Origin of the sequence: Proteus vulgaris, from assembly GCF_016647575.1 — a bacterium.
GTDB lineage: Bacteria > Pseudomonadota > Gammaproteobacteria > Enterobacterales > Enterobacteriaceae > Proteus > Proteus mirabilis_B.
The window spans coordinates 3,942,098-3,958,144 of the sequence record NZ_CP032663.1 but is presented as its reverse complement, the minus strand read 5'-3'; the positions used below and the strand labels follow the sequence as shown (position 1 = coordinate 3,958,144).

Annotated in this window: 17 protein-coding genes; 9 read left to right on the top strand and 8 right to left on the bottom strand. The window is 37.5% G+C overall.

The genetic code is table 11. The features are described from left to right. The first annotated feature begins 119 nt into the window (after nt 1-119). The gene (locus D7029_RS18085) at nt 120-905 is read left to right on the top strand and encodes an AraC family transcriptional regulator (RefSeq protein WP_088495979.1); all 786 of its coding nucleotides are present in this window, start codon (nt 120-122) and stop codon (nt 903-905) included. Between the two features lie 205 nt (nt 906-1,110). Beyond that, complete coding sequence (locus D7029_RS18080) at nt 1,111-1,926, top strand: phosphoribosyltransferase (protein ID WP_194951449.1); 816 nt, start codon at nt 1,111-1,113, stop codon at nt 1,924-1,926. 207 nt (nt 1,927-2,133) lie between these two features. Here the strand turns inward: D7029_RS18080 and D7029_RS18075 are convergent, their stop codons facing one another. Beyond that, nucleotides 2,134-3,624: an MFS transporter gene (locus D7029_RS18075; RefSeq protein ID WP_194951448.1), complete on the bottom strand. Its 1,491-nt coding sequence runs from the start codon at nt 3,622-3,624 to the stop codon at nt 2,134-2,136. Between the two features lie 86 nt (nt 3,625-3,710). On the opposite strand from D7029_RS18075, the gene D7029_RS18070 reads away from it, so the two are divergent. After that, complete coding sequence (locus D7029_RS18070) at nt 3,711-4,265, top strand: TetR/AcrR family transcriptional regulator (RefSeq protein ID WP_194951447.1); 555 nt, start codon at nt 3,711-3,713, stop codon at nt 4,263-4,265. Nucleotides 4,266-4,328: 63 nt separating this feature from the next. Here the strand turns inward: D7029_RS18070 and D7029_RS18065 are convergent, their stop codons facing one another. The 4 genes from D7029_RS18065 to D7029_RS18050 are packed head-to-tail and all read right to left on the bottom strand — an operon-like array spanning nt 4,329 to nt 8,011. Next, the gene (locus D7029_RS18065) at nt 4,329-5,084 is read right to left on the bottom strand and encodes an ABC transporter ATP-binding protein (protein ID WP_194951446.1); all 756 of its coding nucleotides are present in this window, start codon (nt 5,082-5,084) and stop codon (nt 4,329-4,331) included. 1 nt (nt 5,085) lies between these two features. Beyond that, nucleotides 5,086-6,093, bottom strand: coding sequence for an iron chelate uptake ABC transporter family permease subunit (locus D7029_RS18060; protein WP_099076071.1), 1,008 nt, complete (start codon nt 6,091-6,093; stop codon nt 5,086-5,088). Continuing rightward, on the bottom strand, nt 6,080-7,042 hold the full coding sequence (locus D7029_RS18055; RefSeq protein ID WP_075674003.1) for an ABC transporter permease: 963 nt from the start codon (nt 7,040-7,042) through the stop codon (nt 6,080-6,082). The genes D7029_RS18060 and D7029_RS18055 overlap by 14 nt, the downstream gene beginning before the upstream one ends. A gap of 9 nt (nt 7,043-7,051) precedes the next feature. Continuing rightward, nucleotides 7,052-8,011 (bottom strand): siderophore ABC transporter substrate-binding protein, encoded by a 960-nt coding sequence (locus D7029_RS18050; RefSeq protein WP_194951445.1) that lies wholly within the window; start codon nt 8,009-8,011, stop codon nt 7,052-7,054. 453 nt (nt 8,012-8,464) lie between these two features. Here D7029_RS18050 and D7029_RS18045 point away from each other — a divergent pair, with 453 nt between their 5' ends. The 6 genes from D7029_RS18045 to chbG all read left to right on the top strand — a co-directional run bounded on the left by D7029_RS18045 (nt 8,465) and on the right by chbG (nt 13,826). Continuing rightward, nucleotides 8,465-8,791, top strand: a complete 327-nt coding sequence (locus D7029_RS18045; protein WP_069369489.1) for a PTS sugar transporter subunit IIB — start codon at nt 8,465-8,467, stop codon at nt 8,789-8,791. Between the two features lie 94 nt (nt 8,792-8,885). Beyond that, entirely contained in the window at nt 8,886-10,244 is a 1,359-nt protein-coding gene (gene chbC / locus D7029_RS18040) for a PTS N,N'-diacetylchitobiose transporter subunit IIC (protein ID WP_088494267.1), read from the top strand. 61 nt (nt 10,245-10,305) lie between these two features. Then, the gene (gene chbA, locus D7029_RS18035) at nt 10,306-10,653 is read left to right on the top strand and encodes a PTS N,N'-diacetylchitobiose transporter subunit IIA (RefSeq protein ID WP_088494268.1); all 348 of its coding nucleotides are present in this window, start codon (nt 10,306-10,308) and stop codon (nt 10,651-10,653) included. A 1-nt stretch (nt 10,654) separates the two neighbouring features. Then, on the top strand, nt 10,655-11,512 hold the full coding sequence (chbR, locus tag D7029_RS18030; RefSeq protein WP_088494269.1) for a transcriptional regulator ChbR: 858 nt from the start codon (nt 10,655-10,657) through the stop codon (nt 11,510-11,512). A 160-nt stretch (nt 11,513-11,672) separates the two neighbouring features. Then, nucleotides 11,673-13,028, top strand: coding sequence for a 6-phospho-beta-glucosidase (locus D7029_RS18025; RefSeq protein WP_194951444.1), 1,356 nt, complete (start codon nt 11,673-11,675; stop codon nt 13,026-13,028). A gap of 36 nt (nt 13,029-13,064) precedes the next feature. Further along, nucleotides 13,065-13,826, top strand: a complete 762-nt coding sequence (gene chbG / locus D7029_RS18020; RefSeq protein ID WP_194951443.1) for a chitin disaccharide deacetylase — start codon at nt 13,065-13,067, stop codon at nt 13,824-13,826. Nucleotides 13,827-14,043: 217 nt separating this feature from the next. On the opposite strand, the gene D7029_RS18015 is transcribed toward chbG, so the two are convergent. The 3 genes from D7029_RS18015 to D7029_RS18005 all read right to left on the bottom strand — a co-directional run bounded on the left by D7029_RS18015 (nt 14,044) and on the right by D7029_RS18005 (nt 16,033). Continuing rightward, the gene (locus D7029_RS18015; protein WP_194951442.1) at nt 14,044-14,595 is read right to left on the bottom strand and encodes an Ail/Lom family outer membrane beta-barrel protein; all 552 of its coding nucleotides are present in this window, start codon (nt 14,593-14,595) and stop codon (nt 14,044-14,046) included. Nucleotides 14,596-14,843: 248 nt separating this feature from the next. Next, nucleotides 14,844-15,332, bottom strand: a complete 489-nt coding sequence (locus tag D7029_RS18010; protein WP_227718962.1) for a hypothetical protein — start codon at nt 15,330-15,332, stop codon at nt 14,844-14,846. Between the two features lie 17 nt (nt 15,333-15,349). Next, nucleotides 15,350-16,033 (bottom strand): hypothetical protein, encoded by a 684-nt coding sequence (locus D7029_RS18005; RefSeq protein ID WP_088494275.1) that lies wholly within the window; start codon nt 16,031-16,033, stop codon nt 15,350-15,352. Nucleotides 16,034-16,047: the final 14 nt, after the last annotated feature.

Sequence of the window (16,047 nt, the reverse complement as noted above, 5' to 3'; positions counted from 1 at the left end):
TCGTTGTTTATTTAAATATATAACGATTTTAATTATATAGGTCATTATTTGCCAGTGTGTAGAGTGTGGGATAACTGCTATATTAAAAGAACGAAAATAAAAAGAGAGTGACCCAAATTGTGAGAAATGTACCTTTAAAAAGCGTTGATTCACTTGACCGAGATGTTATTGCGCTGGGTACAGACTATTTGCCCAATACGTTGTTAGAAACGCATCAACATCGCCGAGCCCAATTTTTATACCCTGCAACGGGTTTAATTGAAGTGAGCACAGATGATGGTGAGTGGGTCATTCCGCCGTCTTGTGGTGTGTGGATCCCACCAGAAACTGGGCATGAAACTCGTATGTTAGATGTGAGTACTCGAAGCTTGTATATCGAGCCTTCCGCTGCTCCTCGTCATAGCAAACAATGTGAAGTTGTCAGTGTTTCCCCTCTTTTTCGCCAACTCTTGCTTGAAGCCGTAGATGTGCCCGCAGAATATGATAAAAAAGGGCGAGATGGACTTTTAATGCAGTTAATCTTATGTGAATTAGCGAAAGCAAAACCGTTACCGTTTTTTGCACCTATTCCACAAGACAGTAAATTAGCTAAATTATGTCGTGATTTTATTCGTAACCCAAAAATAGATTCTTTACCGCAACAGTGGGCAGATAAATTACATAAAAGTGAGCGCTCTTTTAGCCGCTTTTTCCGCCAACAAACAGGAATGTCATTTTCACAATGGCGACAACAAGTCTGTTTATTGAATTCATTAACACAAATCTTATCGGGACGCGGCATCACCGAAATTGCCTTTGATTTGGGTTATAACAGCGCTGGTTCATTCTCGACGATGTTTAAAAAACAGATGGGACAATCACCTTCTCACTTTAGTATGGATGCACTGGATATCGATAGGTTTTAATAAAATAATTATATTATTTCAATTTAAAATGGATGAGTCGGATAAGTTATTAGTTTTAAAAAATAGATATATTATTATTTTAATTTAGAAGTTAATTTTATTTAAATAAGTAAAATCATTCTTCTTAATAAATATTTTATTTATAAAATAGCCCTGTTATCTTGTCGTTGTTATAATGCCATCTCTTTTTAGATGGAATATATTTGTGGGATTAATAATTAAAGAACAGTGTGTTATCGTGAAACATGATTGCTCTGATTGGTTAATAACCCAGCCAGAAGGAAATCCAACCATTGAATATGCTAATGACTTGAAAGTTTATGCTGTTTTTAAACGACAATTTCTTTCTGGTAAACAAAGTCATAATAGAAAACAGCGGTTTTTGGGAGATAACTGTCCTTTAATTTACGCATTAAAAGGAAAAAATGGTTTATATACAAATATTTCAAGTATAAAAAAACTTAATTATAGTTTTGAAATAATTTGCACTAAAATTATGAAGCTAGAATCACAAGGATATCAATTAATAATATCAATACCATCTGCTCATAACATTAGTTATATCATAGCAAAACGGTTGGCAAAAAAATTTAATGCGTTACATTTAACTAATACGCTAAGAAAAATTACAGTTAATAATGCTTTTCAACTGCTTGATAGTGCAAATGTTAATGTTAAAGAAGCTAAAAGCCTCGAATTTAAAATTAAAATACAAGAAAAAGAGGTTGGAAATAATGGTAATTTTTCACTAAAAGGAATTCCAACGAAATATCGGGATATATTTCCACCATTCATTTTAAATGAACACTTATCACTCTCTTATAAACGAATAAGAATACTACTTGTTGATGATCTTATGGCGACTGGAACAACACTAATTACAGCAAGAGAAATAATCGCACAACAATATCCTAATGCGGTTATACATGCTATTTGTCTATTTAGTTCAATGAAACGGCAAAATCAAAGGCTTGATAATATCAAGATAAAAAGATATAAAGATGACACAGAGTGTGCTTGAGTCTCCTCGCTCTCAAAATCCAGATGAGACCCGCGTAAGCACCTGGCTGAGGTCAGCTTGTAAAGAGCAAATATCAGTAGATTAGGCAGCGGCTAATCCTTCAACAGAATTGTTGTCGTAGAGAAATACCGAAAAGGAGAGCGTAAGCTCTCCTTTTACTTTCTAATTTCTACAAAAAATGTGCAGATAGTTATTATTAAAACTATTTTACTCTCGTACCTTATTACGCAAGCAATAAGGCAGAGCCACTAAGCTAAATGCGGTAATAATTGCCGTCGCGGTTAATACCACGAAAAAGGCATTTTCAAAGGCTAAATTTGCTTGAGATATCACAAGAGAAGCAACGTCATTGGGTAATTTCTCTGCCACAATCAACGCTTCATCTAAACTGTCATATACCGCATCATCAACCGTTAATGAATCGGGCAACATCAGTTTTAAGGTGTATACCGTACTCATCAAACTGCCCATAAATGTCACACCAATCACACTACCAAGCTCATAAGCTACATCTTCAATTGATGCCGCCATTCCCGCTTGTCTATCTGCCACACTCAACATAATTGACGTCGATGCCGTGGTAAAAATAATACCTAAGCCAAAGCCGATTAAGAATAAGCTACCAATTAATACCATTGGAGATGTTGTTTGATAAACGGCAATTAGCCACAGATTTCCCACTAAAGTCAGCATAAATCCGGCAATAATTAAGCGAATTTCGCCTAAACGCACCAAGAAATAACCTGCCAATGGAGAAGCCAGTACGGAGCCAATAGGAATGGGTAAAATCACCAGCGCTGCATTAAGTGGGGTAAAACCTGCGACAAGCTGTAAGCGTTGGCTGAGCAGTAATTCAATACCTACAATGATCACCATAGAAAGCACAGCCATTAAAATGCCAATACTAAAAAAGCGGTTTTTAAATAGCCCAAAATCAATCATTGGGTGAGTTTGTTTACGCTGACGTAAGGTAAATAGAGTGAGAAAGATCACTGCAATCACGGTGGCAATCATGGCTTCACTCCACTGTGTATAAGGTTTTCCTATCTCTTTTAAGGCATAAATGGCGCTGATCAAACCCACTAAAATCAGTACTGAGCTTAAATAATCAATTTTATGATCACCATGTCCTGAAAACTTAGGGATAAGCCAAAAAGAAAACGGTAATACAAACAGAACAATGGGAACGTTAATTAAAAAGACGGAGCCCCACCAAAAGTTATTTAATAAAATACCACCAATTAAGGGTCCTAACGCCGCACCGCCTGAGGCAACAGCAGACCAAATTCCGATAGCAATAGCACGCTCTTGTGGATCGCTAAAAACTTGGCGCACTATTGATAGTGTTGCTGGCATACTCATTGCCGCGCCCACAGCTAAAAAACCCCGAGAAGCGATTAAAGCGGTAGCCGAAGGTGAAAATGCTGCGCACAATGAAGCGAGTGCAAATAGCGGTAATCCACTAATAAATAATGTTTTATGACCAATCCTATCTGTGAGCATACCTGCTGCGGGTAATAATCCAGCAACAATTAATGGATAAGCATTCATTATCCAAAGTTTCTCTGATGCACTTGCGTTTAAATCATGAGTTAAACGTGGTAATGCGGTATAAAGCACTGTTACATCAACAACAATAAGAAACAGCATGCTAGATACCAAAAGTAATACTATCCAACGTTTATAATCTTTTATCATAGAAATCTCAGTTATTTTTATGTGTATTATTTTTACTAGCGGCTATAATATAAATCCATACGACCGTATTGAAAAGAGGTTTTTTTATGGGACGTCAAAGAACTATTGATAGAGAAAAACTGCTAGAAGCTATCTTCGATATTGTGATGGAGCAAGGCGCGGCAGCGTTAACGATTGATACTGTTGCAAAAAAAATGGGGATCTCAAAAGGGGGCGTTCAATACTGTTTTAGCAGTAAAGAGGCGATGATTGATGCAATGTTTGATTTCTGGGAAGAGAGTTATGAAACTCAATTTAACAAGATAGTTGAAAGTGATAATTCCCCTGACAATCGTGTCGCTGCACATATCCATGCCACACATCATCACGATAAAGTCTCTTTTGCCAAAGGCGCTAGTTTGATGGCGGCGTTGCTACAAACTCCCGAATATCTACAAAGTACCAAAGAGTGGTATCAACAGCGATTAGCAGGTGTAGATACAACAACAGAAGCTGGAAAACGTGCACGATTGGCATTTTTAGCGACAGAAGGCACCTTTTTATTGCGTTATTTTGGATTAATGGATATTGATGATAATGAATGGCAATCTATCTTTGAAGATATTGATTCAGAGTTACTTCAGCAAGGGAAAAGGCAATAAAAAAGCACGCTGTTAATGAGAAGAACAACATGCTTTTTATTGAAGATAATTGGCTAAATGGCATTAGTAATACATAGCAATTAGCTTATTATCGAGCTCTTTAACGTCAACGGGTGTGTCGAAAATATCTTCGATAATATCCGCTTTCATGATCTCTTTGGGTGAACCGTGATAATACAGTTGTCCGTTACGCATGGCTAAAATATAGTCAGAGTAAACAGAGGCAAAATTGATATCATGAATAACGATAATAATCGTTTTTCCTAATTCATCTGCGGCTTTTCGCAGAAGTTTCATCATTATTACCGCGTGTTTCATATCAAGATTATTAAGCGGTTCATCAAGCATGACATATTCAGTATCTTGGCATAGTACCATTGCAACATAGGTACGCTGACGTTGCCCACCCGATAATTCATCGAGATAGCGATGACGAAATTCAGTCAGATTTAAAAAGGCAAGTGACTCATCAATCACTTTTTTATCGTCGAGCGTTAAACGCCCTTTACTGTAAGGATAACGCCCAAAGCCGACTAATTCTTCTACGGTTAAACGACTAACAAACTGGTTTTCTTGGCGCAGTATTGAGAGATTTTTAGCAAGAACATCGCTATCAGTTGCAGCAACATCCATGCCGTTAACGCTTACCATGCCACTTTCAGGAAGTAATAAACGTCCAATAACAGAAAGTAGTGTGGATTTACCCGCGCCATTAGGGCCAATGATCGAAGTAATACCGCCACGTTGAATTGTTGTTGTTATATTATCGAGAACGGTTGTGTCTTGATAACGTTTTGATATTTTGCTGATTTCAATCATATTAAAGTCTTCTTAACACCAAATAAATAAAGAACATTCCACCAACAAACTCAATCACAACAGAAAGTGTACCTGTCATTTTTAAGCCATACTCTAAAACCAGTTGCCCACCGATTAAGGCGATAGTACCTAGTAGGAAGGCGACAGGCATCAAGAAACGGTGCTGGCTGCTGCCACTGATATGATAAGCAAGGTTAGCCACAATTAAACCCAAGAAGGTTAACGGACCAACTAAAGCGGTAGAAACCGCAACTAAAACGGAAATCAGCAACAGGATATAAGTGGTCTGCTTGCGGTAATTAATACCAAGGTTAATGGCATTTGCTTGCCCTAATGCCATCACATCAAAGCTATAACGCATACGCCAAAGTAAAACACCAACAACCACAATAATCGCTAAAGCACAAAAGATAAGATCAGGCGTAGCGCGGGTGAAAGTGGCAAACATGCGACCTTGTAAGATGGAAAACTCATTAGGATCCATCAAGCGTTGTAATAATGTGGCGGAACTGCGAAATAGAGTCCCTAAGATAATCCCAATCATCAGGACTAAATTAATGTTAAAGCGTACTGAGCTAAACAACCAACGATAAAGTACAACCGAAAATAGCACGAGCAATGTCGATTCTAAGAAGAACTTTGATAGGTTCAGCATCCACGATGCAGGCATATCGCCTTCAAAGAAGACAAACACGGTTTGTAGTAACACAAATAGGGCTTCTAACCCCATAAGTGAAGGTGTCAGAATACGGTTATTCGCGATAGTTTGGAACAATATTGTGGAAACACCCGCAGCAAATGCCACCACAATCATGGTGAGAATAATGTAAGCGCGGTGAGTCAGAATATAAGAGATATTGCCGTTTAGGTTTATCGTCATAAATAACACAATAGATAATAACGATGCCCCTAATAATAACCAGATACGAGACATGGGAGAGAGGCGCATTTTCTTATGTTCGACAGCGCCAGTACATTTGCTAATTATGGATGAATTAACTTTTTGCATAACGTTGCTGCTTTAGTAGTAAGAAAAGGAAAATAATGGCACCCACAGCCCCTAAAATAACGCTGGCAGGAATTTCAAATGGGTAGCGAATAAGGCGACCAATCACATCACACAGTAAAACAATCGCGCCACCACTTAAGCAAACCCAAGGAATGGTTTTACGGATATTATCCCCCATCACTAAGCTCACCAGATTGGGCACAATCAAACCAAGGAAAGGCAATGCACCGACGACAGAAACCACAACGCCACTGATAAGCGCAATGATCGATAATCCTATTATCATGACTTTGCGATAATTCAGCCCCACGTTAATGGAGAACTCTCGCCCCATTCCGGCAACAGTAAAGCTATCTGCAACCCAACACGCCATGATTGCCAGCGCTCCAACAAGCCATAACAGCTCATAACGGCCTTGTAACACGCTTGAGAAATCGCCACTGGTCCATGCATCTAATGATTGCAGTAAATCGAAATATACCGCTAAGAAGATGGTGAGTGCGCCAATAACTGCACTGAGCATAATGCCGACTAAAGGCACTATCAGTGTTGTTTTTAAGGTGATCCTTTGCAGAAGCAACATAAACAACAAAGTACCAAGCAGGGCAAAAACAGTGGCAACCATCATTTTGGTAAAGATGCCAGCAGCTGGAAAGAGCAGCATGACGACTAATAAACCAAGACTTGCAGATTGGGTGGTTCCGGCAAGAGAAGGCTCAACGAAGCGGTTTTGGGTGAGCAGTTGCATGATTAAGCCTGCAACACTAATGGCTCCACCGGCGAGTAATAATGATAGGGTTCTTGGAACACGGCTGATAAAGAAGATATCGCGCATATCGGGATCAGAAAAAAGCGAAGCAGGAGTAATATCTCCTGCGCCGACAAATAGACTGATCATTGAGAGGATAGCGATACCTCCTATCCCCAATGATAAATGGAACGTTTTCATTCAGTTACTTTATTTTTTTTGATCCAATGCCTGATTAATTGTATCCATTAAGCGAGAGTAAGTTTGGATCCCGCCAGAGATATAAATGGAACTTGCATCAAGATAGATAACTTGGTCTTTGTTCCAAGCGTTTACTTTTCTGACCAGTGCATTATCAAGAACTTGTTGAGCTGGTTGTGAATCTTCACGACCAATTGCTGCATCACGGTCAATAACAAACATCCAATCTGGGTTCAGTTTTAACAGTAATTCAGAGTTAACGATGTTGCCGTGAGAACCTGGGCTATCAAAAACATAAGCTGGTTCAAAACCTAATACATCATAGATAAAGCCAAAGCGAGAGCCTGGGCCATAAGCAGAAATTTTACCGCCACTGACTAAAACCACCATTGCTTTACCTGCATCGGGTGTTTTGGCTTTTACGGTATCAATTTTGCTATGGAAATCAGCCAGTAATTTTTTAGCTTGTTCTTCTTTGCCAAAAATTTGACCTAATGTTGTTATGCGTTCAGCAAGGCTTTCAACGAAACGTTTAGGATCGATATCCATTGAAATCGCAGGTGCAATTTCACTTAATTTTGCATACGCATCACGAGCACGACTACCACTTAAAATTAAATCAGGTGCTGTTGTGCTGAGCTTTTCATAGTTCGGCTCAAATAATGCACCTTCATTGATATAGTCGTTCGGATTGGTGTACTTCTCTAAGAATTTTGGTAAATGAACATTCGTTTGTGGAAGACCAACAATAGAAACACCCAATGCATCAATAATATCGAGGGTTTCCATATTCATCACAACCACTTTTTGTGGATGTGCAGGGATTTCAGTTGTCCCTTGGAAATGTTCAATCGTGAGAGTTTGTTTCTCAGCTGATTGTGCTGTTGATGTGTCTTGAGCGTTATCACAACCTGCGATAACAAGTGAAGAAAGCAGTAAAAACAGTGGGCTTAATGACTTTTTAAACATTCTCTTTCCCATATTGTTGCAACACGAAATAACACGGATCTTTACAGCAGTGGCCTAAATGTCGATCCACAAAGAAGATGATAATACCATCAAAAGCATAAAGAGTAATGATACTAATTCACATTCTCATAATAATAAAGGATTAACTTGACTAAAATGGCGAAATTTTGCGAGTGGTCATCGGTGTAAATGGAAAAGACAAATTTCGTGACGTGAAAGAACTCTTCAGATTATTTGCTCAATTTGTGAAGAGTGTCAAAAGAGTAGGTCAAGGAGAGACAATTCTTAACCTATAAGAAATATCGTTAACTAGTATCATTGCGTATACTTCATTCAAGCAGAAACAATCCTTATTTTAATCTTACTTCGGTTTCTGTACTGACACAGTAATGAATGCACAAGAGAAAGCCTTGTTATCTCTAGGGTAAATCGTTGCCAACTCAAGAGGGTTTTATGCAAAAGAAATATATTTACTTATTTTGTTCTGCTGGCATGTCAACATCTCTTCTCGTGACCAAAATGCGAGCACAAGCAGAAAAATATGAAGTGCCTGTGGTTATTGAAGCATTTCCTGAAACCTTAGCAGCACAAAAAGGACAGGATGCAGATCTGATTTTACTTGGTCCACAAATTAGCTGGATGTTGCCTGATATCCAAAAATTACTCCCTAATAAACCGGTCGAAGTGATCGATTCTTTGTTATACGGAAAAGTAGATGGCTTAGGTGTGTTAAAAGCCGCTGTCGCCTCTATTAAAAAAGCATCTGCAACAACAAATTAATTTTATTTTTTATTTTTTTATTATTTCTATTCCAGTCAAAGAGCGAATTTTTCAGCAAGCCGAGCAATTAGCGGCATTTTAAGGGTATTTTTCTATGAGTAAGTTTATTGGTTCACTTGAAAAGGTACTCCTTCCTTTTGCGGTTAAAATTGGAAAGCAACCTCACGTTAATGCAATTAAGAATGGCTTTATTCGTTTAATGCCGTTAACCCTTGCAGGGGCAATGTTTGTACTTATCAATAACGTTTTTCTTAGTTTTGGTGATGGCTCCTTCTTTTATTCTTTAGGTATCCGCCTTGATGCATCAACAATAGAAACGCTCAATGGTTTTAAAGCCATAGGGGGGAATGTTTATAATGGTACATTGGGGATAATGTCGTTGATGGCGCCGTTCTTTATCGGAATGGCATTAGCAGAAGAGCGTAAAGTTGACCCGATTGCGGCAGGTTTACTTTCTATTGCTGCCTTTATGACAGTCACACCTTATAATGCAGGTGGTGCTTATGCAGTAGGCGCTAACTGGTTAGGTGGGGCAAATATTATTTCAGGTATCATTATTGGTCTTGTTGTGGCTGAGATGTTTACCTTTATTGTGCGTCGCAACTGGGTTATCCGTTTGCCTGATAGCGTACCGGCTTCTGTTTCACGTTCGTTCTCTGCATTAATTCCGGGTTTTATTATCTTATCAATTATGGGGATTGTTTCGTGGGGATTAGCGACGTATGAAACGAACTTCCATCAAATTATTTTAGATTCTATCTCAACACCATTAGCATCAATGGGCTCAGTGGTTGGTTGGGCATACGTTATTTTTACCTCTCTACTGTGGTTCTTTGGTATTCATGGTTCGCTCGCACTTGCTGCACTTGATAGTGGTATTATGACGCCTTGGGCGTTAGAGAACGTCTCCATCTATACTGAGTACGGTTCAGTAGAAGCTGCACTTGCAGCGGGTAAAACGTTCCATCTTTGGGCGAAACCGATGTTAGACTCCTTTATCTTCTTAGGGGGTACAGGGGCAACACTGGGGCTTATTATTGCAATCTTTATCGCCTCTCGTCGTGCCGATCATCGCCAAGTGGCAAAACTGGCACTGCCAGCAGGTTTATTCCAAATTAATGAACCGATTATTTTTGGTCTACCTGTGATTATGAACCCTGTGATGTTTATTCCATTTATTCTTATTCAGCCTATTCTTGCCGCTATTACTGTGACTGCTTATTACTTAGGGATAATCCCACCAGTGACAAATATTGCGCCGTGGACAATGCCAACTGGGCTAGGTGCTTTCTTTAATACCAACGGTAGTATTGCGGCACTGTTATTAGCACTATTTAACTTAGGTGTTGCCACACTGATTTATCTTCCTTTCGTGATTATTTCAAATAAAGCTCAAACTGAAATTGAAAAAGAAGAAAGTGAAGAAGATATTGCCAATGCATTGAAATTTTAAGTGATAGAAAACACAAGTGCAGAGGTTTCTCTGCACTTGCCAGTGTCAAAGAGGAAATATGATGTTAGATATTGAAAATGCCGTTGATAGCAGTGCAACTGATGATGAATTTGAAGAGATCATCATGGGGCTTATCATTAATTCAGGTCAAGCTCGTAGTGTGGCTTATGGCGCATTAAAAAAAGCCAAAGAAGGTGATTTTGATGGCGCTAGAAAATTAATGGAGCAATCTCGTGAAGCATTAAATGAGGCGCATAAAATACAGACTCGTTTAATTGGTGATGACCAAGGTGTTGGCAAAACAAAAGTTAGCTTGGTATTAGTTCACGCGCAAGATCATTTAATGACCTCGATGTTAGCCAGAGAGTTAGTGACAGAATTAATCGAGTTACATGAGAAGATAAAATAAGATGAATACTGTGGTGGAGTCATTGAGAGCACAAAGCGAAATACGCATGGTCTATGAAGATCAGCTATTTAATGGCAAAAACTTTCATGTCTTTATTTATAATAAAACAGAAAGTGTCAGTGGATTGCATCAACATGATTATTATGAATTCACCATTGTATTAACAGGGCGCTATTATCAAGAAATTAATGGTAAAAAGATTTTATTAGAGCGGGGTGATTTTGTTTTTATCCCCATCGGCTCTCATCATCAAAGTTTTTATGATTTTGGGGCAACACGCATTTTAAATGTGGGAATTAGTAAAGCCTTTTTTGATAAACATTACCTCTCGTTATTGCCTTCTTATTTTATCGCTTCACAAGTTTATGAATTAAAAAATGAGTTTCTTTCCTATATTGAATCGGTCATTGGCTCATTAAATTTCCGCCATACCGAATTTAATGAATTTATTGAAATTGTCACCTTTAATGTGGTGAATAGATTACGACACCATCGAGAAAATAGAACGCAAGATGATATTCCTTTATGGCTAAGAGAGACTGTAAGCGAGATGCATGACAAACAAAAATTTGGCGAAAATGCACTGGTTAATATGGTAATGCTATCAGGAAAATCACAAGAGTATTTAACTCGAGCAACTCGGCGTTATTACGATAAAACACCGATGCAAATTATTCATGATATTCGAATTAATTTTGCTAAAAAACAATTGGAAATTACAAACTACTCGATAACAGATATTGCTTTTGATGCAGGTTACAGCAGTCCAAGTTTATTTATTAAGACATTTAAGAAAATAACCTCGCTGACCCCAAATAGTTATCGGAAAAATTTATACAGTATTAAAGAAACAAACTAATTCATTATTAAGCGTAAGAAATTAATCAACAATAAAGATTAATTTTATTGAAAATAGAGAGAAAGAAGAAAATAAGCTTATTTTCTTCATGGCTCTTTACGCCTTAATTTCGCCATTAATACACAAATAACAGCACTATTACGCTGTATGGGAGTATTTTATGAGTCATAAATTAAAAATCGTTACCATTGGTGGTGGAAGCAGTTATACGCCTGAATTATTAGAAGGTTTTATTAAGCGTTATCATGAGCTACCAATCACAGAATTATGGTTAGTGGACGTTGAAGAAGGGAAAGAGAAGCTTGATATTATTTTTGAGCTTTGCCAGCGCATGGTAAAAAAAGCGGGTATTCCTTTAACCATTTATAAAACACTTAATCGCCGTGAAGCATTAAAAGAGGCTGATTTTGTCACAACACAATTGCGTGTTGGTCAATTGAAAGCAAGAGAGCTTGATGAATCTATTCCTTTAAGTCATGGCTATTTAGGGCAAGAAACCAATGGTGCTGGTGGTCTATTTAAAGGCTTGCGTACTATTCCTGTTATTTTCGATATTATTAAAGATGTTGAAGAAATTTGCCCTAATGCGTGGATCATTAACTTTACCAATCCAGCCGGTATGGTAACAGAAGCGGTTTATCGTCATACCAACTTTAAGAAATTTATTGGGGTTTGTAATATTCCAATCGGTATGAAGATGTTTATTACAGATGTTCTGAAGCTGACAGAAAAAGATGAACTCTCCATTGATTTATTTGGCTTAAATCATATGGTGTTTATTAAAGATGTCATTGTAAATGGTCAATCCCGTTTTCCTGAATTATTAGACGGTGTGGCTTCAGGAACATTAACCGCAGGCTCTGTGAAAAATATTTTCGACCTACCATTTAGTGAAGGTTTGATCCGCTCTCTTAATATGTTGCCATGCTCTTATTTGCTGTATTACTTCAAGCAAAAAGAGATGTTAGCGATTGAGATGGGAGAATACTATAAAGGTGGTGCTCGCGCTAAAGTAGTACAAAAAGTCGAAAAACAACTGTTTGAATTGTATAAAGATCCTGATTTAAATATCAAACCGAAAGAGTTGGAATTACGCGGTGGTGCTTACTATTCTGATGCAGCCTGTGAAGTGATTAATGCTATTTATAATGATAAACAAGCTGAGCATTATGTGAATATTCCTCATCATGGTCATGTCGATAATATTCCAGCAGATTGGTCAATTGAAGTGACGGCTATTTTAGGGCGTGATGGCGCTAAACCTCATCCACGTTTAACGCATTTTGATGAAAAAGTGATGGGATTAATTCATACCATCAAGGCCTTTGAAATCGCGGCGAGTAAAGCAGCTATTAGTGGCGAATTAAATGATGCTTTATTAGCAATGAACTTAACACCACTGGTACTTTCAGATAAAGATGCAGAAGTACTTACGCGTGAAATGTTATTAGCACATAAGGCACATCTACCTAATTTTGCTAAAGCAATTGCTGAGTTAGAAAAAGCTTCTCATTAATTGTCGGTAGAGAAAAATAAGTAATAAGGAGACAGAATGGCTGGTTTATTAATTGTGAATGCGGATGATTTCGGGCTTAGTAAAGGTCAAAACTACGGCATTGTAGAGTGTTTTCGTCATGGTGTTGTTAGTTCAACAACGGCACTTGTCAATGCCGAGGGAATTGAACACGCAGCACAATTGCGCCATGAGTTGCCCGGTTTAGGTGTTGGGCTTCACTTTACTTTGACGATGGGTAAACCGCTGTCTCCTTTACCTTCTTTAACGCGTGAAGGTGTGTTAGGAAAATGGGTATGGCAAATGGCAGAAGAGGGCGATTTACCGCTTGATGAAATTCGTGTTGAACTTAAAGCACAATATCAGCGTTTTATTGAGATCTTTGGTTGTGCGCCAGACCATATCGATAGCCACCATCATGTGCATATGTTTAAGCAAATTTTCCCTATTGTGGCGGAGTTTGCCAAAGAAAAATCATTACCGATGCGTGTTGATAGACCACTTGCACACAAAGAAGGGATTGATACCCAAGGCGTGATAAGTAGTGATGGTTTTGATAGCCAATTTTATGGTGATGAAATTACTCAAGCGTTATTTTTAAAGGTACTTGATGAATCGAAAGCACGTCATGAACATTCTATTGAAGTGATGACACACCCTGCTTTTGTGGATAACCCATTGCGAGCAAGTGGTTATTGTTTTCAGCGCCTAACAGAGCTTGAAGTATTAACAGATAGCGCATTAAAGCACGCGATTTTGGAAAGAGGTTATCAGTTAGGAACGTATCAAGATTTAATGTAGTGGGTTTTTAGACAATCGGAGTCTGTGTTATTCCCTGGTGTGAGTCTTTGGAAATTATAATTTAAATTGTCTTTTCGCCTCTGTTTTTAATTAGACAGAGGCATTTTTGTTTTTACGTGTTTTCATTAAGTAATAAAAATTAAATTCTGAAAAGTAATTTTCTTAATATAATAATAAAATAAGCACATATCATAAAATAATATGTGCTTTATATTAATTAAAAACGATAACCAATATTAGCAACAAAACCATCTAAAATAATTTTGCTATCGGTGTCTTTAAATTTAAAACGGCTATTTTCATACCCAAGAGAAATAGAAACCATCTCTGCTGGGTTAACGATTAAACCAGCACCCCAACTAAATGCATTTTTCTTTATTTTCTTTAATTCTGAATTATCAGATTTAAATTGAATTTGGCTCATACCTGCAGTGCCGTAAACACTAATAAACTCATTTAAACGTAGTGTAGGACCTGCCATTACAGAATAATAACGTGCATTCACATCTTTAAAGAAAGTATTAACTGGCTTATTCAGATCATATTCATTTTGAGCATATGTTGCGGTTGCTAAAATACCAAACTGTGAATTGATTTCTTGGCGAATAGAAAAAACACCACCATGTATCGGGTTCTGTCCTGCCATTTTAACTTGTGCATAACCCGCTGAAATTGTAGTTTTATCTAATTTAAAATCGTTTTGAGCATAAACAGAAGAAGTTGCTAATAAACCAGTTATAAATAAAGTTGATAGTAAATTTTTTTTCATTAGTTATATCCCATAAGTAAAATAATAAGAACGCATTATTAAGCGGATGGGATTATAATAATGAGTTTATTTTTAATGGAATAAAAAATAGCACTCTTATTTAAATAAGGTTGTTTTATTAAAGTGCTCTATTAATCATTATATAATTAATAATATATAAAAAATATAAATCACTATTTAAATATATAAATCATAGTAATCAAAATAAAAGAAAAAGGCTCTCTAAATAATAGAGAACCTTTTTAGATTTATTTAAGTCCTAAATCACTTTGCAAACTAAGTACTTGATTTTGTAAGTTCTCTAATTCAAGCTGTTTTTCCATCACTGATTTTGATGGGTTATTTTGTGCCGCTTTCATTTGCTTATCAATTTCATTGATCTGCTTTTGAATATCATTTTGCCCTTTGGTTTTTTGGCGAATTTGATTTAACAGATTATTCATTGATTGACTTAATGCACGTTGACTCGCTTGTTTACTTTTTAGATCTGCATTGGTCTGCTGTTTTTCTTTTTCAATGGCGGCAAGAACGGCTTTAAACTCGGTGTTTAATGCTTGTTCATTACCTAAAATCGCTTTTTTTTGTTCAATGCGATTGTCATAAGTCCCTGAATAATTACAGTTAAATTTAGTAATTATACTGACATCACCCGTTGTTGGATCACAATCAGCGGGATTGGTGACACAACCGCTTAAGAGTAAGGTCATGCCAACAAGGGAAAGAGGTAAAAATTTCATTATCATCCTTTTTAACGTTAACTAAGTTTTATTGCTGTACGTTGGGTATAAAGACTATCAAGTTCTTCTTGTAAAGAGGTTACTTGTTGTTTCATCCCATTGATTTGTTTATCAAGCTGTGCTGTCTTTAGGCCATCTTGACGACTTTGCGCAGCGATATCACGCCATTCACCTTCACGTTTTTTCATATCCGCTAAACGAGAACGCAGTGCTGCGATATTGGCATCAATACCTTTTAATTGTTTTTCAGCTGTGGCTTTATTAAGGCGTTGTTGTTTCATATCTTGCTCAATTTTTGCCAACGCTCTTTTATCGTCGTTGATTACGGCTCTTGCGGTATTTGAGGCACTTTGTAGGCGCTGATTCTCTTTTTTTACATCCTCTATCATCGAGTTGAGCATTTCTTCTTTCGAGGCATAATTTTGGCGCTTATTGTCTAAATAAGCATTTGCACCAATACCGACACCACAACCCGCGACCGCCGCGATAATCATACAGGCGCCTTTGTTATCAACATTAGCGACTAGGCAACTTAATGCACCAATAGCGGCACCACCAGCACAAGCCCCAATGCCAGATTTACTGAAAAACTCCATGTCACTGTTATTTTTCAAACGTGGATCAGCACCGCTATTACTTTGACATCCTGATAAGGCGAGTATGGCACTAATGCCAAGTACCGCCATGAGTCGTTTATTCATACCACACCTATCCC